The sequence below is a fragment of the Achromobacter sp. genome (assembly GCF_032102605.1).
GTDB lineage: Bacteria > Pseudomonadota > Gammaproteobacteria > Burkholderiales > Burkholderiaceae_B > Achromobacter.
The window spans coordinates 294869-319830 of record NZ_DAMDGT010000003.1 but is presented as its reverse complement, the minus strand read 5'-3'; the positions used below and the strand labels follow the sequence as shown (position 1 = coordinate 319830).

23 protein-coding genes are annotated in these 24962 nt (G+C 66.5%); 14 read left to right on the top strand and 9 right to left on the bottom strand.

Features of this window, described 5'->3' with window-relative positions; genetic code table 11:
* Positions 1 to 64: 64 nt before the first annotated feature.
* The gene (locus RT614_RS09395; RefSeq protein WP_313621836.1) at positions 65 to 856 is read right to left on the bottom strand and encodes a DeoR/GlpR family DNA-binding transcription regulator; all 792 of its coding nucleotides are present in this window, start codon (positions 854 to 856) and stop codon (positions 65 to 67) included.
* Between the two features lie 208 nt (positions 857 to 1064).
* Between RT614_RS09395 and RT614_RS09390 the strand changes: the two genes are divergently transcribed.
* The 7 genes from RT614_RS09390 to RT614_RS09360 all read left to right on the top strand — a co-directional run bounded on the left by RT614_RS09390 (position 1065) and on the right by RT614_RS09360 (position 8199).
* Entirely contained in the window at positions 1065 to 2150 is a 1086-nt protein-coding gene (locus RT614_RS09390) for an ABC transporter ATP-binding protein (RefSeq protein WP_313621835.1), read from the top strand.
* On the top strand, positions 2150 to 3238 hold the full coding sequence (locus RT614_RS09385) for an ABC transporter ATP-binding protein (RefSeq protein ID WP_313621834.1): 1089 nt from the start codon (positions 2150 to 2152) through the stop codon (positions 3236 to 3238). The genes RT614_RS09390 and RT614_RS09385 overlap by 1 nt, the downstream gene beginning before the upstream one ends.
* Positions 3235 to 4125, top strand: coding sequence for a sugar ABC transporter permease (locus RT614_RS09380; protein WP_313621833.1), 891 nt, complete (start codon positions 3235 to 3237; stop codon positions 4123 to 4125). The genes RT614_RS09385 and RT614_RS09380 overlap by 4 nt, the downstream gene beginning before the upstream one ends.
* Positions 4118 to 4930, top strand: coding sequence for a carbohydrate ABC transporter permease (locus tag RT614_RS09375; protein WP_313621832.1), 813 nt, complete (start codon positions 4118 to 4120; stop codon positions 4928 to 4930). Before RT614_RS09380 ends, RT614_RS09375 begins: the two co-directional genes overlap by 8 nt.
* 26 nt (positions 4931 to 4956) lie before the next feature.
* On the top strand, positions 4957 to 5265 hold the full coding sequence (locus tag RT614_RS09370) for a DUF2160 domain-containing protein (protein WP_313621831.1): 309 nt from the start codon (positions 4957 to 4959) through the stop codon (positions 5263 to 5265).
* Positions 5266 to 5383: 118 nt separating this feature from the next.
* Positions 5384 to 7114: an ABC transporter substrate-binding protein gene (locus tag RT614_RS09365; protein WP_313621830.1), complete on the top strand. Its 1731-nt coding sequence runs from the start codon at positions 5384 to 5386 to the stop codon at positions 7112 to 7114.
* A 113-nt stretch (positions 7115 to 7227) separates the two neighbouring features.
* The gene (locus tag RT614_RS09360) at positions 7228 to 8199 is read left to right on the top strand and encodes an alpha/beta hydrolase family protein (RefSeq protein WP_313621829.1); all 972 of its coding nucleotides are present in this window, start codon (positions 7228 to 7230) and stop codon (positions 8197 to 8199) included.
* Between the two features lie 74 nt (positions 8200 to 8273).
* Here the strand turns inward: RT614_RS09360 and RT614_RS09355 are convergent, their stop codons facing one another.
* Complete coding sequence (locus RT614_RS09355; RefSeq protein ID WP_313622048.1) at positions 8274 to 9329, bottom strand: sensor domain-containing diguanylate cyclase; 1056 nt, start codon at positions 9327 to 9329, stop codon at positions 8274 to 8276.
* 255 nt (positions 9330 to 9584) lie between these two features.
* On the opposite strand from RT614_RS09355, the gene RT614_RS09350 reads away from it, so the two are divergent.
* From RT614_RS09350 to RT614_RS09340, 3 genes are all read left to right on the top strand, one after another.
* Positions 9585 to 10406, top strand: coding sequence for a glucose 1-dehydrogenase (locus tag RT614_RS09350; protein WP_313621828.1), 822 nt, complete (start codon positions 9585 to 9587; stop codon positions 10404 to 10406).
* Between the two features lie 7 nt (positions 10407 to 10413).
* Complete coding sequence (locus RT614_RS09345; protein WP_313621827.1) at positions 10414 to 12234, top strand: glycoside hydrolase family 15 protein; 1821 nt, start codon at positions 10414 to 10416, stop codon at positions 12232 to 12234.
* A 234-nt stretch (positions 12235 to 12468) separates the two neighbouring features.
* Positions 12469 to 13596, top strand: a complete 1128-nt coding sequence (locus RT614_RS09340) for an acyl-CoA dehydrogenase family protein (protein WP_313621826.1) — start codon at positions 12469 to 12471, stop codon at positions 13594 to 13596.
* Between the two features lie 27 nt (positions 13597 to 13623).
* On the opposite strand, the gene RT614_RS09335 is transcribed toward RT614_RS09340, so the two are convergent.
* On the bottom strand, positions 13624 to 14016 hold the full coding sequence (locus RT614_RS09335) for a DUF2784 domain-containing protein (protein ID WP_313621825.1): 393 nt from the start codon (positions 14014 to 14016) through the stop codon (positions 13624 to 13626).
* Between the two features lie 165 nt (positions 14017 to 14181).
* Here RT614_RS09335 and RT614_RS09330 point away from each other — a divergent pair, with 165 nt between their 5' ends.
* Complete coding sequence (locus RT614_RS09330) at positions 14182 to 14562, top strand: nuclear transport factor 2 family protein (protein ID WP_313621824.1); 381 nt, start codon at positions 14182 to 14184, stop codon at positions 14560 to 14562.
* 15 nt (positions 14563 to 14577) lie between these two features.
* On the opposite strand, the gene RT614_RS09325 is transcribed toward RT614_RS09330, so the two are convergent.
* The 4 genes from RT614_RS09325 to RT614_RS09310 form a co-directional block, all read right to left on the bottom strand.
* On the bottom strand, positions 14578 to 15153 hold the full coding sequence (locus tag RT614_RS09325) for a restriction endonuclease (RefSeq protein ID WP_313621823.1): 576 nt from the start codon (positions 15151 to 15153) through the stop codon (positions 14578 to 14580).
* Between the two features lie 36 nt (positions 15154 to 15189).
* Complete coding sequence (locus RT614_RS09320) at positions 15190 to 15435, bottom strand: RNA-binding S4 domain-containing protein (RefSeq protein WP_313621822.1); 246 nt, start codon at positions 15433 to 15435, stop codon at positions 15190 to 15192.
* Between the two features lie 21 nt (positions 15436 to 15456).
* Positions 15457 to 16134 carry a DUF502 domain-containing protein gene (locus RT614_RS09315; RefSeq protein ID WP_313621821.1) on the bottom strand — a complete coding sequence of 226 codons (678 nt, stop codon included), beginning with the start codon at positions 16132 to 16134 and terminating at the stop codon, positions 15457 to 15459.
* 145 nt (positions 16135 to 16279) lie between these two features.
* Positions 16280 to 16747: a winged helix-turn-helix transcriptional regulator gene (locus RT614_RS09310; RefSeq protein WP_313621820.1), complete on the bottom strand. Its 468-nt coding sequence runs from the start codon at positions 16745 to 16747 to the stop codon at positions 16280 to 16282.
* Between the two features lie 135 nt (positions 16748 to 16882).
* On the opposite strand from RT614_RS09310, the gene RT614_RS09305 reads away from it, so the two are divergent.
* The 3 genes from RT614_RS09305 to RT614_RS09295 all read left to right on the top strand — a co-directional run bounded on the left by RT614_RS09305 (position 16883) and on the right by RT614_RS09295 (position 22220).
* On the top strand, positions 16883 to 18184 hold the full coding sequence (locus tag RT614_RS09305; protein WP_313621819.1) for a D-amino acid dehydrogenase: 1302 nt from the start codon (positions 16883 to 16885) through the stop codon (positions 18182 to 18184).
* A 221-nt stretch (positions 18185 to 18405) separates the two neighbouring features.
* Positions 18406 to 19533, top strand: coding sequence for a DNA repair exonuclease (locus RT614_RS09300; protein ID WP_313621818.1), 1128 nt, complete (start codon positions 18406 to 18408; stop codon positions 19531 to 19533).
* Positions 19530 to 22220 (top strand): AAA family ATPase, encoded by a 2691-nt coding sequence (locus RT614_RS09295; protein ID WP_313621817.1) that lies wholly within the window; start codon positions 19530 to 19532, stop codon positions 22218 to 22220. Before RT614_RS09300 ends, RT614_RS09295 begins: the two co-directional genes overlap by 4 nt.
* A 122-nt stretch (positions 22221 to 22342) precedes the next feature.
* Here RT614_RS09295 and RT614_RS09290 read toward each other — a convergent pair whose 3' ends face one another.
* Complete coding sequence (locus tag RT614_RS09290) at positions 22343 to 23314, bottom strand: hypothetical protein (protein WP_313621816.1); 972 nt, start codon at positions 23312 to 23314, stop codon at positions 22343 to 22345.
* A 419-nt stretch (positions 23315 to 23733) separates the two neighbouring features.
* Positions 23734 to 24723, bottom strand: a complete 990-nt coding sequence (locus RT614_RS09285; RefSeq protein ID WP_313621815.1) for a tripartite tricarboxylate transporter substrate binding protein BugE — start codon at positions 24721 to 24723, stop codon at positions 23734 to 23736.
* Between the last annotated feature and the right edge of the window lie 239 nt (positions 24724 to 24962).

Genomic DNA, 24962 nt, shown 5'->3' with positions numbered 1-24962 from the left:
GTGAATGCTTCGGTGTTCTTGTCGACGGGCGGAGGCGGGCGGGTCGCCCAGCCTGGCGCGAAGGTCAGGGTGTGGGTTTCGGGGCGTGCGGCGCGGCGGCGACGTCGCAGCGCACGCCGGCGTCCAGCAGCACTTGCGCCAGCGGCTCCTGCGGATGCGCGTCGGTGAAGAACCGGTCTATCTGCGAGATATGCGCCAGTTCCACCATGGCCTGGCGCTTGAACTTGCTGCTGTCCGCGGCCAGCCAGACTTCGCGCGATTGCTCGATGATGGTCCGGGCCACGCGCACTTCGCGGAAGTCGTAATCGCGCAGGGTGCCGTCGGCCTCGATGCCCGAAATGCCGATCAGGCCGATGTCGACCTTGAACTGGCGGATGAAGTCCATGGTGGCTTCACCCACGATGCCGCGGTCGCGCGAACGCACCACGCCGCCCGCCACGATCACTTCGCAATCGGGGTTGTCGGACAGGATGTCCGCCACGTGCAGGTTGTTCGTGATGACGCGCAGCCCACGATGCCGCAGCAGCGCGCGCGCGATGGCTTCGGTGGTCGTGCCGATGTTCAGGATCAGCGAACAGCCGTCGGGGACGGCGCGGGCCACGGCCTCGGCGATGCGCTGCTTGCCGGCGGCGTGCAGCCCCTGGCGCTTGCGATAGGCGATGTTCTCGATGGTGGAGGCTTCGATGCGAACGCCACCATGAAAGCGCGACAGCAAGCCGGCTTCGGAAAGGATGTTGACGTCCCGCCGCACGGTCTGCAGCGTGACGTCGAAGCGTTTGGCGAGTTCTTCGATCGACGCGGAGCCCTGGGCCCGCACCATTTCGATCAACGCGCTCTGTCGTGGATTCAGTGTCATGTTCGCATGATAAAACAACAAAAGCGAAAAATAATGACGCACCGCAAGATTGTTTTTTGTTCGCTTCTTGGGTAAAACGCAAAAAAAACGAAAGCCATGTGAAAGAGTATGCTCATCCCTGTGCGCTGGCCGCACAGAGTGGGACGCTGTGCCGAATACCGAAGTCCGTAGCAAAACAGGGGACGTATAAGTAGGTAGAGGAGACTAGATGCAGCTGACCTTGGACGGGATAAGTTTGCGGGCCGGCTCGCAGACGCACCTCTATCCCATGAGCCTGGCCCCGGTTCCGGGCGCCATGACGGTGCTGCTGGGGGCCACCCTGGCGGGCAAAACCTCGCTGATGCGCATCATGGCCGGGCTGGACCGGCCCACCGAAGGTCGCGTACGCGTCGATGGCGCAGACGTCACGGGCGTGCCCGTGCGCCAGCGCAACGTGGCGATGGTCTACCAGCAGTTCATCAACTACCCGTCCATGTCGGTCTACGACAACATCGCCTCGCCGCTGAAGCTGCGCGGCGCGTCGGACACGCGCGAAAAAGTGCAGGCCATGGCCGCGCGTCTGCACATCGATCACTTGCTGGCGCGCTATCCGTCCGAGCTGTCGGGCGGTCAGCAGCAGCGCGTGGCGCTGGCCCGGGCCCTGGCCAAGGACGCGCCGCTGATCCTGCTGGACGAGCCCCTGGTCAACCTGGACTACAAGCTGCGCGAGGAACTGCGCGACGAACTGTCCGAACTGTTCGCCGAGGGGCGGTCCACCGTGGTGTATGCCACCACCGAACCCGGCGAGGCCCTGTTGCTGGGAGGCCACACGGCGGTGCTCGACGCGGGCGAACTCCTGCAATACGGCCCCACGGCCGAGGTCTTTCACCGGCCCAATTCCATTCGTGTGGCGCGGGCCTTCAGCGACCCGCCCATGAATCTGTTCGCCGCCCGGCGCCAGGATGGCGGCTTCGTGCTGCAGGGCGACGTGGCCGTGGCGCGCACGCTGCCCGCGGGTGGGGACGCAGCCATCACGGCCGGCCTGCGGGCGGGCGCGTTGGACGTGGAGCCGCGCCCGGGGCACATCCCGCTGCCGGGTCGAGTGAAACTGGCCGAGATCTCCGGATCGGACACCTTCGTGCATGCGGAAACCGCCGCGGGCGACGTGGTGGCGCAACTGCCCGGCGTGCATCGCTACACGCTGGACCAGCGCGTGGAGCTGTTTTTCGACCCGGCGCAGACCTACGCATTCGGCGCCGACGGCGCGCTGCTGGCCGCGCCCCGGCAGCCGGCGGGCGCGGGGGAGGCGGCCTGATGGCGCAGATCGAGTTGGACCTCTCCCATTCCTACGTAGCCGATCCCCAGTCGGATGACGACTATGCGCTGCTGCCGCTGCGGTTCACGTTCCGCGACGGCGGCGCCTACGCCTTGCTGGGGCCGTCGGGTTGCGGCAAGACGACGCTGCTCAATTGCGTGTCGGGTCTGTTGCGGCCGTCGCACGGGCGCATCCTGTTCGACGGAAAGGACGTCACCGACAAAACGCCGCAGGCGCGCAACATCGCGCAGGTGTTCCAGTTTCCCGTGGTGTACGACACCATGACGGTGGCGCAGAACCTGGCGTTTCCACTGCGCAACCGGGGCGTTCCGCCCGACCGCATCCGCGAACGCGTCGGCCGCATCGCGGAGATGCTGGAAATGTCCCATGTGCTGGATCGCCGCGCCAGCGGACTGACCGCGGACGCCAAGCAGAAGATCTCGCTGGGCCGAGGCCTCGTGCGCAGCGACGTGTCGGCCATCCTGTTCGACGAACCGCTCACGGTGATCGACCCGCAGCTCAAGTGGGAGCTTCGGCGCAAGCTCAAGGAGATCCACCACGAGTTCAAGCTGACGCTGATCTACGTAACGCACGACCAGACCGAGGCGCTGACCTTTGCCGACCAGATCATGGTGATGGCTCGGGGCCGCGCCGTGCAGGTGGGCACCGCGGACGACCTGTTCCAGCGCCCCGAGCACACGTTCGTGGGCCATTTCATCGGTTCGCCCGGCATGAACTTCCTGCCCGCGCACTGGCGCGACGGCGCCCTGACGCTGGGGCAGCGGCGCCTGGACGGACTGCCGGCCGAACTGGCCGCCAAACTGGACGGCGCGGGCCCCGTCAAGCTGGGCGTGCGCCCCGAATACCTGAAGGTGACCGACGCCGGCGCCCCAGGCGCCGTGCCCATGCGCGTGGACCGGGTGCAGGACGTGGGCACCTACACGTTGCTGGTGGCCGACTTCGAGGGCACGCCGGTGCGGGCCCGGCTGGGCAGCAACGTCGTGCCCGGCGGTCCGGGCAGCACCGTCTGGCTGTCCGTGCTGAATCCGCATACCTGCTTCTATCGCGACGAGGTGCTGATCCGATGAAACCCACCGACCACCGGGCCTGGTTCCTGGTCATGCCAGTCGTGCTGTGCGTGGCGTTTTCGGCCATCCTGCCGCTGATGACGATCGTCAACTACTCCGTGCAGGACATCATCTCGCCGGAACGCCGCGTGTTCGTCGGCACGGAATGGTTCGCCGCCGTGCTGCAGGACGAAGAGCTGCACGGCGCCTTGTTCCGGCAGATCGGATTCTCGTTTGCCGTGCTGCTCATCCAGATTCCGCTGGGCATCCTGCTGGCGCTGTCCATGCCGGCCAGCGGCTGGCGCGCATCCGCCGTGCTGGTGATCATCGCGCTGTCGCTCTTGATTCCCTGGAACGTCGTGGGCACGATCTGGCAGGTGTTCGGCCGCACCGACATCGGTCTGCTGGGCGCCACGCTGTCCTGGCTGGGCGTGGACTACAACTACACCGGCAACGACTTCGACGCCTGGGTCACCGTGCTGATCATGGATGTCTGGCACTGGACGCCGCTGGTGGCGCTGCTGTGTTATGCGGGCCTGCGCGCCATTCCCGATGCCTACTACCAGGCCGCCCGCATCGACGGCGCGTCGCGCTTCGCCGTCTTCCGCTATATCCAGCTTCCCAAGATGCGCGGCGTGCTGATGATCGCGGTGCTGCTGCGCTTCATGGACAGCTTCATGATCTACACCGAGCCCTTCGTGCTGACCGGGGGCGGGCCGGGCAACGCGACCACGTTCCTGTCCCAGTACCTGACGCAAAAGGCGGTGGGGCAGTTCGATCTGGGCCCGGCGGCGGCGTTTTCGATCATCTATTTCCTGATCATCCTGCTGCTGTGCTTCATCCTCTATAACTGGATGCAGCGCGCGGGCACCACCGGCGGCTTTGACGAGGAGCGCGCAAATGCGTGAGAAATCCACCTGGTGGCGCGGCGCCTTCCTGACCCTGTACCTGGTGTTCGCCATCCTGCCGCTGTACTGGATGCTGAACATGTCGTTCAAGTCCAACACCGAGATCGTCAGCACGCTGACCCTCTGGCCGCGCGACTTCACGTTCGAGCATTACCGCACCATATTCACCGACCCGGCCTGGTATTCGGGCTATATCAATTCGCTGATCTACGTGGTGATCAACACGGTGGTGTCGCTGGCGGTGGCGCTGCCGGCCGCCTACGCGTTCTCGCGCTACCGCTTCATCGGCGACAAGCACGTGTTCTTCTGGCTGCTGACCAACCGCATGACGCCGCCCGCGGTATTCCTGCTGCCATTCTTCCAGCTCTACAGTTCGTTCGGGCTGATGGACACCCACCTGGCCGTGGCGCTGGCGCACCTGGTGTTCAACGTGCCATTGGCGGTGTGGATCCTGGAAGGCTTCATGTCGGGCGTGCCGCGCGAGATCGATGAAACCGCCTATGTGGACGGCTATTCGTTCCCGCGCTTCTTCCTGACGATCTTTCTTCCGCTGATCAAGTCGGGCGTGGGCGTGGCCGCGTTCTTCTGCTTCATGTTCAGCTGGGTCGAGCTGCTGCTGGCGCGCACCCTGACGTCGGTCAACGCCAAACCCATCGTCGCCACCATGACGCGCACCGTGTCGGCGTCGGGCATGGACTGGGGCGTGCTGGCGGCGGCGGGGGTAGTGACCATCGTGCCGGGCGGCATCGTCATCTGGTTCGTGCGCCACTACATCGCGAAGGGCTTCGCGATGGGCCGCGTGTAGGAAACGGAATACAGGAGGGCACGGACATGTTCAGCTGGATGGTATGGACCACCCCGGTCGCCGTGTTTTTCAGCTGCATCATCCTGATGCTGATCGGCATGACGATATGGGAGCTGAAGTCGCCAACGCAGGAACGCAAGGGCTTTCTGCCTTTGCCCACCACGCGGGGCGACCGACTGTTCATCGGCCTGATGGCCGCCGCCTGGCTCAACCTGGCGTTCCTGGGTTTCGGGCAGAAGGCGGCCGACTGGTTTTCGCTGGATCAGCCGCCGTCGGTCTGGATCAGCTTCGTGCTGTCCATGCTGCTGCTGGCGTTCATCATGAAAAAAGGCTGAGAGAAGGGCGTCAGACCCTTCATTGCATTTCGGGCAGTCAGGAAGGACTATCGGCCAGTGTCTTCCCCGGCCAGCGGTCCGCAGCACGATAGGGGAAGGCTTATCGAGGAGACAGGTCATGAAATTGCGCATGCACGCCATGGCGGCCGCTATCGCCCTGATCGGAACATCAGGGGCGTGGGCCGGCGAGCCGGAAGCAAAGAAGTGGGTCGATTCGGAATTCCAGCCATCGTCGCTGTCCAAGGACCAGCAGATGGACGAGATGAAATGGTTCATCGACGCCGCGGCCAAGCTCAAGGCCAAGGGCGTCAACGAAGTCAGCGTGGTGTCCGAGACCATCACCACGCACGAGTACGAATCCAAGGTGCTGGCCAAGGCCTTTGCCGAGATCACCGGCATCAAGGTCAATCACGACCTGATCCAGGAAGGGGACGTCGTCGAAAAACTGCAGACGTCCATGCAGTCCGGCAAATCCATCTATGACGGCTGGATCTCCGATTCCGACCTGATCGGCACCCACTACCGCTATGGCGCCATCCTGCCGCTGTCGGACTACATGTCCGGGGCGGGCAAGGAATGGACCAACCCCAACCTGGACCTGAAGGATTTCATCGGCACCAAGTTCACGACGGCTCCCGACGGCAAGCTGTATCAGCTGCCCGACCAGCAGTTCGCCAACGTCTACTGGTTCCGGGCTGACTGGTTCGCTCGCCAGGATCTGAAGGACAAGTTCAAGGCCAAGTATGGCTATGACCTGGGCGTGCCCACCAACTGGTCGGCCTACGAGGACATCGCCGCGTTCTTCTCCAACGACGTCAAGGAGATCGACGGCAAGCGGGTCTATGGGCACATGGACTACGGCAAGAAGGACCCGTCGCTGGGCTGGCGCTTCACGGACGCGTGGCTGTCCATGGCCGGCGCGGCCGACAAGGGCCTGCCCAACGGCATGCCGGTGGACGAGTGGGGCATTCGGGTCGCCGACGACAAATGCACGCCGGTCGGCGCCTCGGTGTCGCGCGGCGGCGCCACCAACAGCCCGGCTGCGGTCTACGCGCTGACCAAGTACGTGGACTGGATGAAGAAGTATTCGCCGCAGCAGGCCATGGGGATGACCTTCTCGGAAGCCGGTCCGGTGCCCGCGCAAGGCCAGATCGCCCAGCAGATCTTCTGGTACACGGCGTTCACCGCCGACATGACCAAGAAGGGATTGCCGGTCGTGAACGACGATGGCACGCCCAAGTGGCGCATGGCGCCGTCGCCCTATGGCCCGTACTGGAAGGAAGGCATGCAGAACGGCTACCAGGACGTCGGGTCGTGGACCTTCTTCAAGTCCACCAACCCGGACAAGATGGCGGCCGCGTGGCTGTATGCGCAGTTCGTCACTTCCAAGTCCGTGTCGCTCAAGAAGTCCATCACCGGCCTGACGTTCATCCGGGATAGCGACATCAACAGCGAGTTCTTCACCAAGAACGCGGCCAACTACGGCGGCCTGATCGAGTTCTACCGCAGCCCTGCACGCGTGGCGTGGACGCCCACCGGCACCAACGTGCCGGATTATCCGAAGCTGGCGCAGTTGTGGTGGAAGAACGTGGCCACCGCCGTCACGGGCGAAAAGACCCCGCAGCAGGCCATGGACAACCTGGCCAACGAGATGGACCAGGTGATGGCGCGGCTGGAACGGGCAGGCATGGCGCAATGCGCGCCCAAGCTCAATCCGAAGAGCGACCCCAGCAAGTGGCTGTCCGACCAGCACGCGCCGTGGAAGAAGCTGGCCAACGAAAAGCCCAAGGGCGAAACGATCCCCTACGAGAAGCTGCTGTCGGCCTGGAAGGAGGGCAAGGTGAGGTAAGCGTCATATCGTCGCAGCAAGCGCCACATGCATGCATGTGGCGTTTTTTCTTGGCGCCGCATGTCACAATCACGGCGCCCTGTCACAGCCGTCCGGCTTACCCAATCCCCAGCATGACCGTCGCCTCCAAGCTTTCGCTTTGCCTGTTTTCCGCCCTGGCGCTGTCCGCCACTGTGTCGCATGCGGCCGGTTTCCAGCGTCTAGACCTGCCCATGGACCAGAATGGCCCGGCCTTGCAGGGCGCGGTCTGGACCCCATGCGCGGAACCGTCGGCCGAGATTAAGGTGGGGGCGGTGTCCATCGCCGGCACGCGGGACTGCAAGATTCCCGATGGCCGGTATCCGCTCATCGTCATGTCGCACGGGTCGGGCGGCGCCTATCTCAGTCACCATGACACCGCCGCTGCGCTGGCCGATGCGGGATTCGTCGTGGCGGCGATCAGCCACGTGGGCGACAACGCCCGGGATCGATCGCGCCAGGGATATCTGTCGATCTTTTCGACCCGGCCCCGGGAAATGCGGCGGCTGATCGACTACATGACGGGCGCATGGCCGGAGAAGTCCAGGGTCGATGCGGAACGAATCGGCTTCTTCGGCTTCTCGCGCGGGGGGTATACCGGTCTTGTGCTGGCGGGCGCGGCGCCGGACTTCCGTGCCGGATTGGCGGTCTGCCAGGATCAGCCGGCGCTGCCGATGTGCCGCGACATTGCGGCAGGAAAGGTGCCCACGCAACCGTATCCCCGGGACACGCGCATCAAGGCGGCAGTGATCGCCGACCCGCTCAATGCGTTTCCCGGCGACGCCCTGAAGCAGGTGGCGATCCCGATTCAGCTTTGGGCGTCGGAAAAGGGCGGCGATGGCGTCAGCCCGGCCAGCGTGGACGCGGTACGCCAGGCACTGGGCGCAACGCCGGACTACCGGGTTGCCGCGGGCGCCGGCCATTTTGCCTTTCTGGCGCCTTGTGCGGCCGGCCAGGCCGAGTCCCAACCCGCGATCTGCGGCGACGAGCCCGGCTTTGACCGGTCCGCCCTCCATCGGGACATGAACGCCCGCGTGGTCGAGTACTTCAAGGCGCAGTTGCCGTAACCGGGTTAGCAAGGTGGGCGGCGGCGCGCGGAAATGACGCGCCGCCGGCCCGCTGGTAGCCGGCCAATGGCGCGCTAATGGATCGTGCGGGACGATTTTCGGGCGCGCTTGATCTCATACATGCGCACGTCGGCCAAGCGGACGGCAGCCTCGGCGTCCAGGCCCGCCGGGTCCAGCGGCACCACGCCGACGCTTGCGCCTTCGTAGGCGATGGCGGCATCGCCAAGCTGATACTTGCCGACGGTGGCCGCCAGGACGCGCTCTTCCATGGCGCGCGCGGCGTCCTCGGCTTCCGTTTGCTGCACCAGGCCGCCCGAACCGGAACGCTTCCTGGAAAGCGCCGGGCCGGGGCCGATCAGCACGAACTCGTCGCCACCCAGTCGCCCCAGCATGTCGGACGAACGCAGCGCCGCCGCGATCCGGCGCGATACTTCTTGCAGGAAAGCGTCGCCGGCCTGGTGGCCATGGGTGTCATTGATGCCCTTGAACCCGTCCAGGTCGATCACACCGACCAGCACGGTGCTGTTTTCGCGCGAAGCCCGCGCCAACAGTCGGTCCAGCGCTTCGAAGAGCGCGCGGCGGTTGGGCAGGCCGGTCAGCACGTCGGTCAGGGCGACCGACATGAGCTGGACGTTCGCGGCGTGCAGCTGCTCCATCAGCATTTCGCGTTGAAGAAAACCTGCAATCACGCTGGAAAAGAGTTTGAGCACGGATTCCGCCTGCGGCGAGATCTCGTGCCGGCTGGCGCTGGCGGCGCACAGGGTGCCGAACAGGACGCCGTCGTCGGTGCGCACCGGCGCGCTGACGTAGGTCTGTATGCCCAGTTGCCGCGCGGCGTCGGAATCCGGCCAGCATTGCGAAACGTCGCTGGTGCACATGCGCCCTTCGTCCAGGGCGCGCTTGCAGAGCGTGTCGTCCCAAGGCACCGATAGTCCTTCCGGGATCTGCATGTCGCCGGCATTGCGCGCGTAGAGGATGCGCTGGAGATCGGCCTTCAGGTCGATCGACGTGAGATAGGTCGATTCAAGTCCGGTGACGGCGCCCAGCATGTCGAGCAGCGGGCGCGTCAGTTGTTCGACGGACTTGGCGGCGGGCAGGGTGGTGGACAGTTCGGCAAGTATGGGATCCAGCACGGCTTCTCCTGGATGCATGGTCGGATGGACATCCGGCCCGTGCTCCAGAAGGAGAGCGGGCCGGCCATGCGCCATTATGCACGTCCGCGCCCGCGCCGCCAGCACCGCGCAGGGATCCGCGCGCAGTGGAACGCCGCTTGCTCGGGTCCGGGGGCGCCACCGCCGGGTTGCGCGCGTCCCCGTCGCGGGACTACCCTGGAATCCTCTACAACGGGGGCCGCCCGCAGCGCGCCGGCCGCCAAGGAGACTGGCATGCAGCACACGACTGAACTTCGCGGCCGCGTGGCCGTGGTGACCGGCGCTTCGTCAGGGATCGGCCGGGCCACGGCGATCGCCCTGGCGGCGTCGGGGGCAAAGGTGGTGGTGAATCACCGCACGGGCGGAGATTCCCAGGCCAAGGGCTCGGCGGTGGTCGAAACGATCCAGCGCAACGGCGGCACGGCGGTGGCTGCCGCGGCCGACATCAGCCGCGAGGCCGACGTCGACCACCTGTTTGAACAGACGGCGCAGCACTTCGGCCGCGTGGACATCCTGGTCAACAATGCCGGCATCGAGCAGCCGTCGCCCATCGCCGACATGTCGCTGGCCGACTGGCAGCGGGTGATCGACGTGAACCTGACCGGACATTTCCTGTGTGCGCGGGCGGCGGCGCGGGCGTTCAGGGCGCAGCCTCCGGATCCCGGCCGGCAGAACCTGTCCGTCGGCAACATCCTCTTCATCAGTTCCGTCCACGAGGTCATTCCCTGGGCATTCCAGGTGAACTACGCCGCGTCCAAGGGCGGAATCTCGATGCTGATGAAGTCGCTGGCGCAAGAGCTGGCGCCCGAACGCATCCGGGTCAACGCGATCGCGCCGGGCGCCATCCGCACGGCCATCAACCAGCCCGCGTGGGACACGCCGGAAAGCCTGGCCAAGCTGCTGGCGCTGATTCCGTACGGCCGCATCGGCGAACCCGAGGACGTGGCGCGCGCCGCGGTCTGGCTGGCGGGCGATGACTCCGACTACGTCACCGGCACGACCTTGTTCGTGGACGGGGGTATGACGCTGTACCCCGAATTCCGCGGCGCGGGCTGAGGCCGGTATGTCGAAACCCCTGGAAGACTACGGGCTCATCGGCAACATGCTTTCCGCCGCGCTGGTGGCGCGCGACGGATCGATCGACTGGCTCTGCCTGCCGCACTTCGATTCCCCGGCGTGCTTCGCCGCGTTGCTGGGCGACGAAACGCACGGCCGCTGGCGCATTGCGCCCCGCGGCAAGATCAAGGCGACCTCGCGCCGCTACCTGCCCGACACCGCCGTGCTCGAGACCCGGTTCGAAACCCGCACCGGCACCGCGCTGCTGCAAGATTTCATGCCGCTGAGCGATGACGACGAGCGGGCGGACGTGGTGCGCATCGTGCGCGGCGAGTCCGGCCACGTGCAGATGGACATGGATCTGGTCCTGCGATTCAACTATGGCCAGAGCGTGCCCTGGGTGCGCCGGCGCGACTACGGCCTCAATGCGATTGCCGGCCCGGACGCGATCGAATTGCACACGCCCGTCGAGCTCGAGGGCCACGACATGAAGACGACGGCGCGCTTCGCCCTGCATCCCGGGAGCGTCGTGCCGTTCACGCTGTCGTATCACCGCTCGCACCGCACGCCGCACTTCGTGCCGGACCGCGTCGAAAGCATGGACCGCACGGTCTCCTGGTGGCAGGAATGGGCCAAGCGCGTCCATTGGGAAGGGCCCGCGGACGAGCGGCGCGAAGCTGTCGTGCGCTCGCTCATCACCCTGAAGCTGCTGACCTTCCAGCCCACCGGGGGCATCATCGCCGCGCCGACGACGTCGTTGCCCGAGCTGCTGGGCGGCAGCCGCAACTGGGATTACCGCCATTGCTGGCTGCGGGACTCGGCCCTGACGCTGTACGCCTTGTTGAACGCAGGCTATCGCGAAGAGGCCGAGGCGTGGCGCCAGTGGCTGCTGCGGGCGGTGGCGGGGCACCCGGACCAGTTGCAGATCATGTACGGCGTCGCCGGAGAGCGCTGGCTGCCGGAACTCGAGATCCCGTGGCTGCCGGGCTACGAGGGCAGTGCGCCGGTGCGCCGCGGCAACGGCGCGGCGGGCCAAAAGCAGCTCGATATCTACGGCGAACTCATCGACACCCTGTACGCCGCGCGGGTCGCGGACCTGGCGCCCCTGGCCGAGGCCTGGCGTCTGCAGAACGTGCTGCTGAAACCGCTGGAACAGCGGTGGCAGGAACTGGATCACGGCATCTGGGAAGTGCGCGGCGAACGGCGGGCGTTCACGCATTCGCGGCTGATGTGCTGGGTGGCGTTCGATCGCGCGGTCAAGGCGTGCGAACACTGGGGGCTGAAGGGCCCGGTGGAGACCTGGCGGCGTCTGCGCGAGCGCATCCGCAAGGACATCTGTGAGCGGGGCTACGATTCCACGCGAGGCTGTTTCGTGCAGAGCTACGGATCGCCAGCCCTGGACGCCAGCCTGCTGCTGATTCCGCAGGTGGGTTTCCTGCCGCCCAACGATCCGCGCGTCGCGGGCACCGTCCACGCGATCGAGCGCGAACTGCTGCATGGCGGGCTGCTGCGGCGCTATTCGACCGAACACACCGACGACGGGCTGGAGGGCGAGGAGGGCGTGTTCCTGGCCTGCAGCTTCTGGCTGGCGGATGCCTATGTGATGCTGGGCCGCCTGGGCGACGCGGAACGCCTGTTCGACCGGTTGCTGTCCCTGCGCAACGACCTGGGCCTGCTGTCCGAGGAATACGATGTCGTGCGTCATCGGCTGATCGGCAATTTCCCGCAAGGCTTTTCCCACATCGGCCTGGTGAACACCGCCTACAACCTGAGCCGCGCCATGGGCCCCGCCCAGCAGCGCGCCGAACAGGAGGCGCCGCGCTCGTAAGCGGTGGTTGCGGCTGCTCGGTCCGCTTCCCGCTGGCCTGCAGCTGGCCGGCCTGCACCTCGCCGGCCAGACCTCGCCGGCCGCACCTCGCCGGCCGCGCCTCGCCGGCCGCACGCTCCCACGCCGGTGTATTCTCGCAATCATGCGGCGCCTCGCGGCAGGCGCCCGCCACACACACCATAAAAAAGCGTGCGAAAAGGCCAGCCGCCGGACGCCGCACCAGGAGACACAAGCATGCTATTGACCGACGAACAGCAAAGCGTCCAGGAAATGGCGCGGCGGTTTGCGCAGGAGCGCCTGGCGCCCAACGCCGAACGCTGGGACCGCGAACACCACTATCCGACCGACGCCATCGCCGAGATGGCGCAACTGGGGTTCTTCGGCATGCTGGTGCCCGAAGCCTGGGACGGCAACGACAGCGGGTATCTCGCGTATGCGGTGGCTCTCGAGGAAATCGCCGCGGGCAGCGGCGCATGCTCCACCATCATGAGCGTGCACAACTCGGTGGGCTGCATGCCCATCCTGAAGTTCGGCAACGACGACCAGAAAGAGCGGTTCCTGCGGCCCCTGGCCCGGGGCGAGCACATCGGCGCCTTCGCACTGACCGAACCGCAGGCGGGATCCGACGCCAGCAGCCTGCACACGCGCGCCCGGCGCGACGGCGACGACTACATCCTGAACGGCGCCAAGCAGTTCATCACGTCGGGGCAGAACGGCCAGACGGTGATCGTCTTTGCCGTGACGGACCCCGATGCCGGCAAGCGCGGCATCTCCGCGTTCATCGTGCCCACCGACACCCCGGGCTACAAGGTGCTGCGCGTGGAGGACAAGCTGGGCCAGCACGCCTCGGACACCTGCCAGATCGCGTTCGAGGACATGCGCATTCCCGCCGCCTGGAGGCTGGGCGAAGAAGGCGAAGGCTACAAGATCGCCCTGTCCAACCTGGAGGGCGGACGCATCGGCATCGCTTCACAATCGGTGGGCATGGCGCGCGCCGCCTTCGAATGCGCGCGCGACTACGCGCGCGACCGCCAGGCCTTCGGCAAACCCATCATCGAACACCAGGCCGTGTCGTTCAGGCTGGCGGACATGGCCACGCAGATCCACGCCGCGCGCCAGATGGTCCTGCACGCCGCCGCGTTGCGCGAGGCCGGCCGGCCGGCGCTGACGGAAGCGTCCATGGCGAAGCTCTTCGCTTCCGAGATGGCCGAAAAGGTGTGTTCGGCCGCCATCCAGACCCTGGGTGGCTATGGCTACCTGAAGGATTTTCCGGTCGAGCGCATCTACCGGGACGTGCGGGTCTGCCAGATCTACGAAGGCACCAGCGACATCCAGCGCCTGGTGATCGCGCGCAACCTGTAGCCACACGGCGCAGCGGGCAGGGCGCCGTTACTTGTCCGCCGCCGCGGCGCAAGCCCGGCCGCGCGCGCGCCTCCGCGCCCAGATCGCGTACACCACGACATTGCCGACGATCAGCAGCGCCGCCAGCAGCACTTGAGTGGTCCGCGTGATGCCTTCGGGGTAGATCAGGCCCAGCACATAGTGTTCGATGAACCCGCCGGCATAGCCTTCCTGGCCGGCGCGTTCGCGCAGCGACACTTCCAGCGGGGTCAGCGGGCAGATCCACCCCATGCCGATCACCATCGCGCCCCAGGCCAGCGCCGGCAGATGCCAATAGGCGGCGCGAGGCTTCCACAGCGCCAGCAGGCCGCCAAACATCACGAACGCCACGAACAGGCCGTGCGCAATAAGCACCAGGTCGGCGAGGATGCGGTAGGTCATCGGATTTATGCTTTCAGTATCGGTTCGCCCTTAACTCGGGCGGGATGCGCATTTAATCGCAAGTGCTCGCGCGGCGCGCGGCCCAATGGCAACAAAGCAAGACGCTTGATGTCCGAATAGAATGCGGGCCTTCCTTCAAACCAAGATACTCCCGGAATACATGCCATGCACGATTCGATCATCGCAGGGATACAGCAAGCCGAGGAACGGCTGCGCCAGGCCATGCTGGCTTCCGACATCGCGGCGCTGGAAATTCTGCTGGATCCCAGCCTGCTCTTCGTCAATCACATGGGATGGTCGGTCACGCGCGAGGATGACCTGGACGCGCATCGTTCGGGGCTGCTGAAGATCCATGCGCTGGATCTGTCCGAGCAAAACGTCCTGCCGCAGGGCGATTGCGCCGTCGTGTCGGTGCTTGCCCGAATTTCAGGTAGCTACAACGGCGTGCCCGCCAACGGCACCTTCCGCTTCATGCGGACCTGGGCGCGCGACGCGGCCACTGATAACTGGCGCGTGATTGCGGCCAGCTCGGTCATGGTGATCTAGACCGCAGGGAAACGCTCAGACCTTCAGGTCCCGCAGCAGCTTGGTCAGTTCGGGGGCGGTCATCAGCGACACGCCCTGTGCCTTTGCATATTGCAGCGCGTTGTCCGACACGTCGCCCAGCGCGATGTAGATGGCTTCGCGAGCGCCGCGCTTTTCGCGCACCGCCTGCAGTTCGCGCAGCGGCTCAACGCCATTCCTGGCGGCTTTCCAGCGCTTGGCGCTGACGATGGCCACGTGGCCATCCTTGCTGAGGGCGAAATCCGCGCCCGGCGCCTGGATGCGTTCCACCTGGCAGCCGTCGCGCCGGAAACCGGCTTCGACGGTGCGCGAGAAGTCCGCCCAGGACATCGCGGCAGCGGCTTGCGTCACGGCCTGCACACGGGCGCCGGACGGCGCGCGCAGCTGCTTGTAGGCCGCCATGATGGAAATCACGGCAAACGGCACCGCGGCAAACACGCCCATCGCGGCATACTCCAGCGGTAGGGCGGCAAAGCCGCCGACGCACAGCAACAGCGCCACCGCGGCGCTCATCCACCACGGCGAGCGCAACAGCACGGCGAAGATGGAGTTCTGGGACATCTTGAATTTCATGGCGGTACGCGGCGTGGCAGTGTAGGGAAAAGGGCGTCAGGCTTGATCGTCCGCGCCGTCAAAGGCGCGCACGACGATGCGCACGTCGCCGCAGGTCACGATCTGACCGCCGCGGATCTTGGCGGTCTTGCGGGTTTCAACCACGCCGCCGACGCTGACATGGCCTTCGGCGACAAGCATCTTGCCTGCGCCGCCGCTGTCGCAGACGCCGGTGGCCTTCAGCAGCTGGTTGACTTCAATATAGGGGCTGCCTTCGGCAAGCGTGAATTCGATGATGGGCATGATGATGGGATTCGTCGTCGATCAGGTCGGGCCGCTGCCCGGGTTGCCCGGCGCTGCGGGCTGGTCGGCAGGCGCCTGCGGGTCCGCGGGCGGAGCCGGTCGATTGTTGTTGTTGTTTTCGGCGCGGGCCATCCAGGCGATCAGCGACGAACGCATGGCTTCCTCGACCGACATCTGGATGGGCTGGACCCACTCTTGCGGCACGAAAACCGTGTAGCCGCCGATCATGTAGCCCATGGGCAGGTAGACGGCCACGCGGTCGCCCTGCGTGAAGCCTTCGGGCAGGCCATCCGTGCCGCGCCGGGTGACCAGGCCCACCAACTCAAGCTGCTGTCCCGGCACGCGCAGGATGACGACTTGCTGGGCGGTGTTCTTGGAGCTGGGCGAGAAATAGTCGGCAAAGCTCTTCAGCGACGAATAGATGCTCTTGACCACCGGCAGGTTGGTGAAGGGCATTTCGATCAGCGTCAGGAAGCGCTGCACGCGTTCCTTGGACACCAGGTAGCCGATGGCGAGAATGCCCAGAATGCCCAGCGCCAGGCCCATGCCAGGCACGTAAAAGCCGCCGATGAAGGGGCGCAGGAAGGTCAGCGCCACGCCTTCCGTCCAGGCCAGGAAGAGATAAAGCAGGTAGATGGTCAGGGCAAGCGGCAGGACGGTGATCAGGCCGCGAAAGAAGTATTTATAGAGACGGGTCATAGGCAATGGCAAAAATGGGGTCGGACGAAGGCAATGGCTCGCCGGAGGGCCGCAGCATAGCAGCCGTCAAAGGGATTTCTGGTAACAAACCGGGCTGGCGCGCCGCCCACGCAGCGCGCATACCTTCTTTTAGTGTGAACCGGCCCTAGCGGTCCACCGGCAGGAACAGCGTCTCCTTGATCTCCTCCATGACCACGTAGCTGCGCGATTCGGCGGACGCGGGCAGGCGTTTGAGGATTTCGCCCAGGAGGCGGCGGTATTCATTCATTTCGGTCAGGCGCGCCTTGACCAGATAGTCGAAATCGCCCGACACCAGGTGGCATTCCATGACTTCGGGCACGTACAACAGTTCTTTCTTGACCTTGTCGAAGACGTCGCCCGACTTTGCCGACAGCTTGATCTCCAGGAAGACAAGCAGGTTCTTGCCCAGCGCCGCCGGATTGACGCGCGCATGGTAACCCGTGATCACGCCTTCCCGTTCCATGCGTTTGACGCGGTCGGAGCAGGGAGTGGCGGAAAGGCTGACGCGTTCGGCTAGTTCGGTGACCGAAATGCGGCCTTCGCGCTGCAGGATATCCAGGATTTTCAGGTCGATTCGGTCAAGGTCGCGCATTTCACTTCTGCCGATCAAAAAAGAACGCCAGTCCGGGAAAAAGCACTGGCAAATCAGAATCTTCAGTGCTTTTCACTGCACACGGAGCCATAGACTACCGAAATTCCTGTACAAAACCAAACACTGGAAAGAATCATGCATGTCATCGTCCTCGGCAGCGGCGTTATCGGCACCACCACCGCCTACTATCTGACCCGCCAGGGCGCCAAAGTGACCGTGCTGGACCGCCAGCCGGTGGCCGCCCAGGAAACCAGCTATGCCAACGCCGGCCAGGTGTCGCCCGGTTATTCCACGCCCTGGGCCGCGCCCGGCATTCCGCTCAAAGCCATCAAGTGGCTCTTCCAGAAGCATGCGCCGCTGGCGATCCGCCTGGACGGCAGTCTGTTCCAGCTGAAATGGATGGCCGCCATGCTGGCCAACTGCTCGTCGGAACGCTACGCCGTCAACAAGGAACGCATGCTGCGCCTGGCTGAATACAGCCGCGACTGCCTGCGCGAACTGCGCGCATCCACTGGCATCCACTACGAAGAGCGCACCCGCGGCACCCTGCAGCTGTTCCGCACCGATGCCCAGCTGGAAGCGGCGCGCCGCGACATGGCCGTGCTCGAAGAAGTGGGCGTGCCGTACGAACTTCTCGACCGCCACCGCCTCGTCACGGCCGAACCCGCCCTGGCGAATTCGGCGCACAAGCTGTCGGGCGGCCTGCGCCTGCCCAACGATGAAACCGGCGACTGCCACCTGTTCACGCGCCGGCTGGCCGAAATGGCCGCCGAGCTGGGCGTGGAATTCCGCTACGGCCAGTCGGTCACCCGCCTGGACGCCGCGGCCGGCCAGATCGCCGGTGTCCGCGTCGGCAACGACGTGCTCACCGCCGACCGTTACGTCGCCGCCTTCGGCAGCTACACGCGCGGCTTCTTGGAACCGTTGGGCCTGGACCTGCCGGTCTATCCGGTCAAGGGCTACTCGCTCACCATCCCCATGAAGGACGAAGCGGCCGCGCCGGTGTCGACCATCCTGGACGAAACCTACAAGATCGCGGTCACCCGGTTCGACAAGCGCATCCGCGTGGGCGGCATGGCGGAGCTGTCGGGCTTCGACCTGCGCCTGAAGGATGCGCGCCGCAAGACGCTGGAACTCGTCGTGAACGACCTGTTCCCCGGCAGCGGCCATGTGGCCCAGGCCGAGTTCTGGACCGGCCTGCGTCCCATGACGCCGGACAGCACGCCCATTGTCGGCCCCACCCGCTACAGCAATCTTTACCTGAACACCGGTCACGGCACGCTGGGCTGGACCATGGCCTGCGGCTCGGGCAAGCTCGTCGCTGACCTGGTCATGGGCCAGCGTCCCGCCATCAGCACCGACGGCCTCGGCCTTTCGCGTTACGACCGCAGCACCGCCTCCAGCCAGCCCCTGGTGCTGGGCGGCAAGGGGGCATGAGCGCAGGACTACGGCCGTAGTACGGTCGAAATACGTTCGGGAATATCGCCCAGATACGTTGGGAACTACGGTCGCAAGAGCGGCCGCGCCTTTCGACGATAAGGACGCACGCCAACGGGCCGCACTCAAGCGGCCCGTTGCTTTTGCGCGCATCCTGCCTGTGCATGAATCTGCGCGCGGCATGAACGGGATCGTCCCCGCCTTTGTGCCAAAATCGCCGGATGACCCATTTCCTGCACACTGCCGACTGGCAGATCGGCCGCCAATACGGCCAGTTTGAAACCGATGATGCGGCCATGCTGGCCGAAGCGCGCTTCGAGGTCGTGGCGCGCATCGCCGCGCTGGCCGCCGAGCGCAGCGTGGATGCGGTGCTCGTGGCCGGCGACGTGTTCGATACGCAAGGCGTGTCCGACCGCAGCATCCGCCGGCTGTTCGCCGCCATGGCGGGTTACACGGGGCCGTGGGTGATGATCGCCGGCAATCACGATGCCGCGCTGGCCGACAGCGTCTGGAGCCGCGCCATGCAGCTGGGCTGCATTCCCGCCAACGTGCATGTGCCGCTGACGACCGGGGTCGTGGATCTGGCGGCGGCCAACCTCGCCGTGCTTGCCGCGCCGCTGACGCAGCGCCATACGTACGATGACGTCACCCAGGCCTTCGATGACCTGGAGTCTGACGCTGGCCGCGTGCGGGTTGGGCTGGCGCATGGCAGCGTCGCCGGCCGCCTGCCCGATACCATCGACGCCACCAACCCCATCGCGCCCGATCGCGCGGCGCGCGCTCGCCTGGATTACCTGGCGCTGGGCGACTGGCACGGATGCCTGTCCATCGACGAGCGCACCTGGTATGCCGGCACGCCAGAGCAGGACCGCTTTCGGGGCAACGAACCCGGTTACGTGCTGGATGTGCGCATTGCCGCGCCCGGTGCGACGCCCGAGGTCGAACGCATCGCCACGGGCAAATTCCGCTGGTCTGCCTGGGTCGAAGAGGTGAGCCTGCCTTCCGATGCCCAGGCGCTGGCTGAACGCATGGCGGCGCTGCGCGCCGAAGACGTCCTGCGGCTGGACGTGAAGGGCCACGTCAACATGGAAACCTGGGACGCGCTGCAGCGGGCGGTCGATCTGGCTGCCGCGCAGGTGCGGGCGCTGCTGCCAGACCTGTCCGAGCTGCGGCTCGAGCCCGACGAAGCGGACCTTGCCGAACTGCGGGCCAGCGGCTACGTGGGCGAGGTCGCGGCCCAGTTGCAAGCCATGCAGGCCGACCCCGCGGAGTCCGCGGTGGCAGGCGAAGCGCTGCGGCTGCTGTTGCGGTTCCAGCGCGAAAGCATTGCCCCGGGAGTCGCCAAATGAAGATCTCCCGCATTGCCCTGGAAGAATTCCGCAAGTTCCGCCAACCCGTTGCGCTGGACGGATTGCAGGACGGCCTGAACCTTTTCGTCGGGCCCAACGAGGCCGGCAAGAGCACGGTGGCCGCCGCCATCCGGGCCGCGTTCCTGGAACGCTACAGCACCAGCAAGGTGGCGGACCTGGCGCCGCGAGGCGAATCGGGCGCACGCCCCAGCGTCGAGCTGGCCTTCACCCACGCGGATCGTTCCTATGTACTGAAGAAGCAGTTTTTGTCGCGCGCACGCTGCGAATTGCTGATCGATGACGGCGCCGAGCGTCTGGACGGCGAAGAGGCCGAGAACGCGCTGGCCGCTTTGCTGGGGTTTGAGTTGCCCGGGCGGGGCCAGAGCAAGCCCGACCTGGCCGGCGTGCCGGGCCTCTTGTGGATCCGGCAGGGCGACGGCCAGAACCTGCAGGAAGCCGCCGGCTACGCCGGAACGCACCTGCGCGATGCGCTCATGCAGCTATCTGGTGAACTGGCCTCAGGCGAGGGCGACCGGCTGTTCGACCGCGTGTCTGCGGAGCGCGCCGCGCTGCTGGATGCGCGCAACGGCCGTCCGAAGGGCAGCTACAAAGACGCCGAGGACACACTGGTCCGCGCCATCGCCGATCGCGACGAATGCCAGGCCGCCATGGCCCAGCTCAACGCGGACGTGGATCGACTGGCCGAATTGCGGCGCGAGCACGAACGCGCCCAGGCCACACAGCCCTGGAAGGACTTCGAGGCCAAGGCGGCGCAGGCGCGCACGCAGCTCGCCGCGTTGGCCAAGGAGCGCGAGGCATACGAAAGCCTGCAGCGCGAACAATCGCAGGCCGCGCAGACGCTGGCGCTGCTGCAAGACCAGGTGCGGCGCGACCAGCAGGACGAATCCGAACTCCAGGCGCTGTTGCGGGACGCCCGCAACGCGCTGGCGCACGTGCAGGCTGCGCAGGAACCGCTGGCGCGGGCGCAGCAGCAGCGGCAGGCGCATGCCGCCGCCGTCGAATCGGCGCGCCAACGCGTGACGCGGTTGCAATCGCAGGCCGACCGACGCGATTTGAACCGTCAGCTTGCCCAGGTCGGCCCCGAGATCGAACGCCTGGACGGGGCCTTGAAAGAGGTCGCGCAGCTGATCGAACAGGGTTCCGCCCTGAAGGCCGAGACCGTGAGGCTGGAGATTTCCGACGCGGAGATCGAGGCGTTGCGCAAGGCAGGGCGCGAAGTCGGCAACCTGCAATTGCAGCAGCAGACGGTCGCCACGCGTCTGCGCTATCAGTTGGACGCCGACAAGCAGGCGCTGCTGGATGGCAAGCCGTACACCGGGATGGGCGAGGTCCTGCTGACCGCCGCGGCCGAACTGGACCTGCCCGGCGTGGGCCGCTTCCAGATTGAACCCGGCGGACAGGACCTGCCCGCTTTGCAGCGCGACCTGTCGCGGGCCGAAACGAACTTCGCCGCGTTGCTGAAACGCGCCGGCGTCGAGACGCTGGCGCAGGCGGAACAGCGCCATGCGCGCTACGGCGGGCTGCTGCGGGAACTCGATGGGATGCGCAAGGCGCTGAGCATCCATGCGCCCCGGGGCGTGGATGCCTTGCGTACGCAGCGCGACGAGGCGCTGGCGCGCCAGGCCCAGTTGAAAGAGCGCCTTGCCAAGCTGCCCGTCGCGCCAGACCAAGAGGCGGGCAGCCTGTTCGGCGCTTCGGATCAGCCCGGCGGCGGCCAGTCCGCTGAAGCCAGATCTGATGACGACGACCTCGCTCCAGCAGTCCAGGCGCTGCGTGAAGCCGAGGCCACTGCCGCCCAGGCGGAAAAGGCGCTCGCCGAGACCCAGCGCGCGCTGGATGCCGACACGGCCCGCGCGCAACTCCTTGAAGGGCAGGCGGCGGCCCGTGCCGCCGAGGTCCAGTCGCCCGAGCGCGAAGCCCAACGGCAAGCCCGCGCCGGGCGTCTCGTCGAGGTCCGCAGCGGCCACGATCAACTGGCGCTGCGGGTGCGCGAGGCGCAGGCAGCGTTGGCGGAGCACCGCCCGGAACTGCTGGAGCAGGACGTGCAGCGGTTCGAAAAATCGGCCTCGATCGAACGCGACGCACAGCACAAGTGCCACGGCGACATCCTGCAATTGCAGGGCAAGCTGGATCAGGCCGGCGCGCAGGGCCTGGGCGAACGCCTGTCCGAAGCACAGGCCGCGTGCGAGCGCCTGGCGCGTCGGCGAGACGAATTCGCCCGTCGCGCCGCCGCGCTGGAACTCCTGCAAAAGCTGCTGGCCGACAAGCGCGCCGCTGCCACGCAACGGCTGCAGGCGCCGCTGGCCCGGCGCCTCAACCACTATCTGGCGCTCCTGTTTCCCGACGCCGCGCTACGCCTGGACGACGCGCTTCTGCCCACGGCTTTGCGCCGCGGCGACGGCGAAGACCTGCTGGAAGCGCTGAGCTTCGGCACGCGCGAACAACTGGGCATCCTGGCGCGTTTTGCGTACGCGGACCTGCTGCGCGAGGCGGGCCGGCCCACGTTGCTGGTGCTGGATGATGCATTGGTCCACACGGACGACGCGCGCCGCGACTTCATGAAGCGCGCGCTGTTCGACGCCGCGACCCGTCATCAGATCCTGATGTTCACCTGCCACGGCGAGGCCTGGCGCGACATGGGGGTTGAGCAGCGCAGGATCGGGTAGCGCGGCCACTTAGCGTGGCGGCGGCCTTGAGTTGGAAAGACGAGAGGCCGTCCACGCAACTGTCGCCCGGCGCAAGCCAAGCCGATGCAGCCCGTTCGGCCATCGCCGCCTCGCGGGCGACGTCAGTTCGCCAAACGGGGCCGATCAGCGGCGCCTGCTGCGGCGCCTGATTCCCGCCAGCCGCTCCAGGGCGGGTTCACCGCCGTTCCGGGGTGCTCCGGTTCCGCGCCCTCCGACCCCGCCCAGTATCCGCTGACCAGCTGGGCGGGGCGCTCCTGCGCGACCACGCGCGCGCACACATCCCAGGCGTCCAGCCGCACGCTCAGGCCGGCGTAGACGCCATGGCCCGCGCCGGCCTCGATCACGCCGGCGGCATGCGCGCCTTCGCCCGCCCGGATCGCGCCTTCCGCGCGTATGTCTTCACCCGCAATCAGCCCCCAGCCGCAGGCCAGGTGTTCGCCACTCTGGATCGAGCCGCCGGCCTGTATCCCGCAGCCGGCATTGATTTCCTTTTCCGCCCGCACGTCGCCGCCGGCCTTGATGCCTTGCCCGCATTTGATGGCGCCCTGTGCGCTGACCTCCTGACCGGCATGCAGATGACCCGTCACGGCCAGGTCCTGGCCCGCGCAAATATCCCATTTGGCGCGGACGTTGCCTGCGCACTCCAGGCGGGTCGCCGTCTCGATGCCCCAGTCGGCCGTCACGTCGCCGCCGGCGCGCAGGTTGCCGCCGCTGGTGATGCTTGCGCCCGCGGTGATGTTCTCGCCGGCCATGACGGTTTCGCCGGCCCGGATACCCCCGCCGGTGACAATGCTGCGGCCCGCCCGCACGACGGTGTCCACGTTGATGCCCATGCGGACCTCCAGCGTGCCCGCGAACACGATCGCATTCGCGTCCAGGCTGTCCAGCCGGAGCACGGCGTCGGTGGGGCCGAACTGATCCAGCAGCCAGCAGGCGTCGCCGACGCGGCCGTCGGCGACCAGGGCGTCGAGCACGGCCTGGTAGTCCCCCTGGCCGTTGTGGTCGCGCAGGAACCATTTGTAGCCGCCCGCGCAGGGGTTCTTGGCTTTGACGAATTTCTTGGTGAGTTGCATGGTGCTTGGATCGAATCGGTGCGTGGCCGCCCGCAGGCCCAGGCGGCGTGCGGAAGCGAAAAGGGGCGCGAACGCCTGCCACGCGGCAGTGCGTCCGCCGGCCGGTATCGGACTGCGCTGCGCGAGCTTGTGCGCAAGCAGCCGGCAACGGGCCGGAGCAATGAGTCAGCGAAGGGGGAAGGGGGCGATTAGCCGGGCTTGGACCGCGCGTAGGCGGAACGCGCGGCGACTTCCTGCGAGCTCAACAGCGTTGAGCGCAGGGCGCGGAGAGCGCAAGTGGCGCAGGGAAGGGGGGAAATGTCGGATCGCACGGTGGCAGATGCTACCACCCGGGCAATTGCAGTCAAGCGGGCAAGCCGCAGGGACGGAGCGGCCGCCGCAGCGCTTGCGCTGGGCAAGCGTGCGGCGGCCGGCTGGCGTCAGTTGTTGGTCAGGACGATATTGCGATCCTTCGCGATGCGCTGGCGCAGCTCCAGTTCGCGCTTGATCTGCGCGGCATACTCGGCGGGCGTGTTGCCGTCCACCAGCGAACCGCCGTCGGCCAGGCGCTGGGCGATCTTGGGATCCTTCAGGGCCTTGACCGTGGCGGCCTGGACCCGGTCAATCACGGCTTGGGGGGTGCCGGCGGGCGCCACCAGCCCATACCAGGCCATGTTGTCCATCTCGGGCAAGCCGCCTTCGGCGAAGGTCGGCACGTCCGGCAAGGTCGGGATGCGCTTCGGCGCGGCCACGGCCAGGGCCCGCAACTTGCCAGCCTGGATGTGAGGCATGGAAGAGGGCAGGTTGTCGAACTGGACGTTGACCTGGCCGGCGATCACGTCATTGAGCGCCGGGCCCGACCCGCGGTAGGGCACGTGCACCATGTCCGTCTTGGTCAAGGACTTGAACAGCTCGCCGTCCAGGTGGCTGATGCCGCCCGCGCCGGAGGATGCATAGCTGTACTTGCCAGGATTGTCCTTGAGCAGCTTGATGAATTCGGCCAGCGTCTTGGCGGGCACGGCCGGGTTCACCGTCATCACGTTGGGGACGTTCACCATATTGGTGATCGGCGCAAAGTCCTTGAGCGGGTTGTAGGGGTTCTTGGGGTTGGTGGCCGGGTTGGTCGCCATCGTGCTCACGGTGGCCACGCCCAGCGTGTAGCCGTCGGGGGCGGAACGCACCAGCGCGTCGGCGCCGATCGAGCCGCCGCCGCCGCCGCGGTTTTCCACGACGACGGGCTGGCCGAGTTCGCGGCCCAGGCCTTCGGCGACGACGCGCGCGACGATATCGGTGGTGCCGCCAGCGGCAAAGGGCACGATCAGCCGGATCGGCTTATTGGGGTAGGGGTCGGCGGCTTGGGCGGCGGAGCTGATACATACGCCGGCGATGGCGACGGCCAGGACGGCCTTGGCATGTGACAACACGTTCAAGAGTCTTCTCCATATTGTTGTTCCGAGCCGGCCGGCTTCTTGGGCCGGCTTCGGTGAAGCGCGCAGTGCCGGGGTGCCGGCAGGCCAACGCTTCGTGGTTGCAATTCCACACAGGTATGCCCCCACGGTCAACTCGGGATTCTCCCTGCCATGATGAAACTCAAAAATTTTTTCGGCGCAGGAGTTCGCCGGAAATGTTGCATTTTCGGCGAAAAAGTGAGCCTGACAGCTAGTTGAAC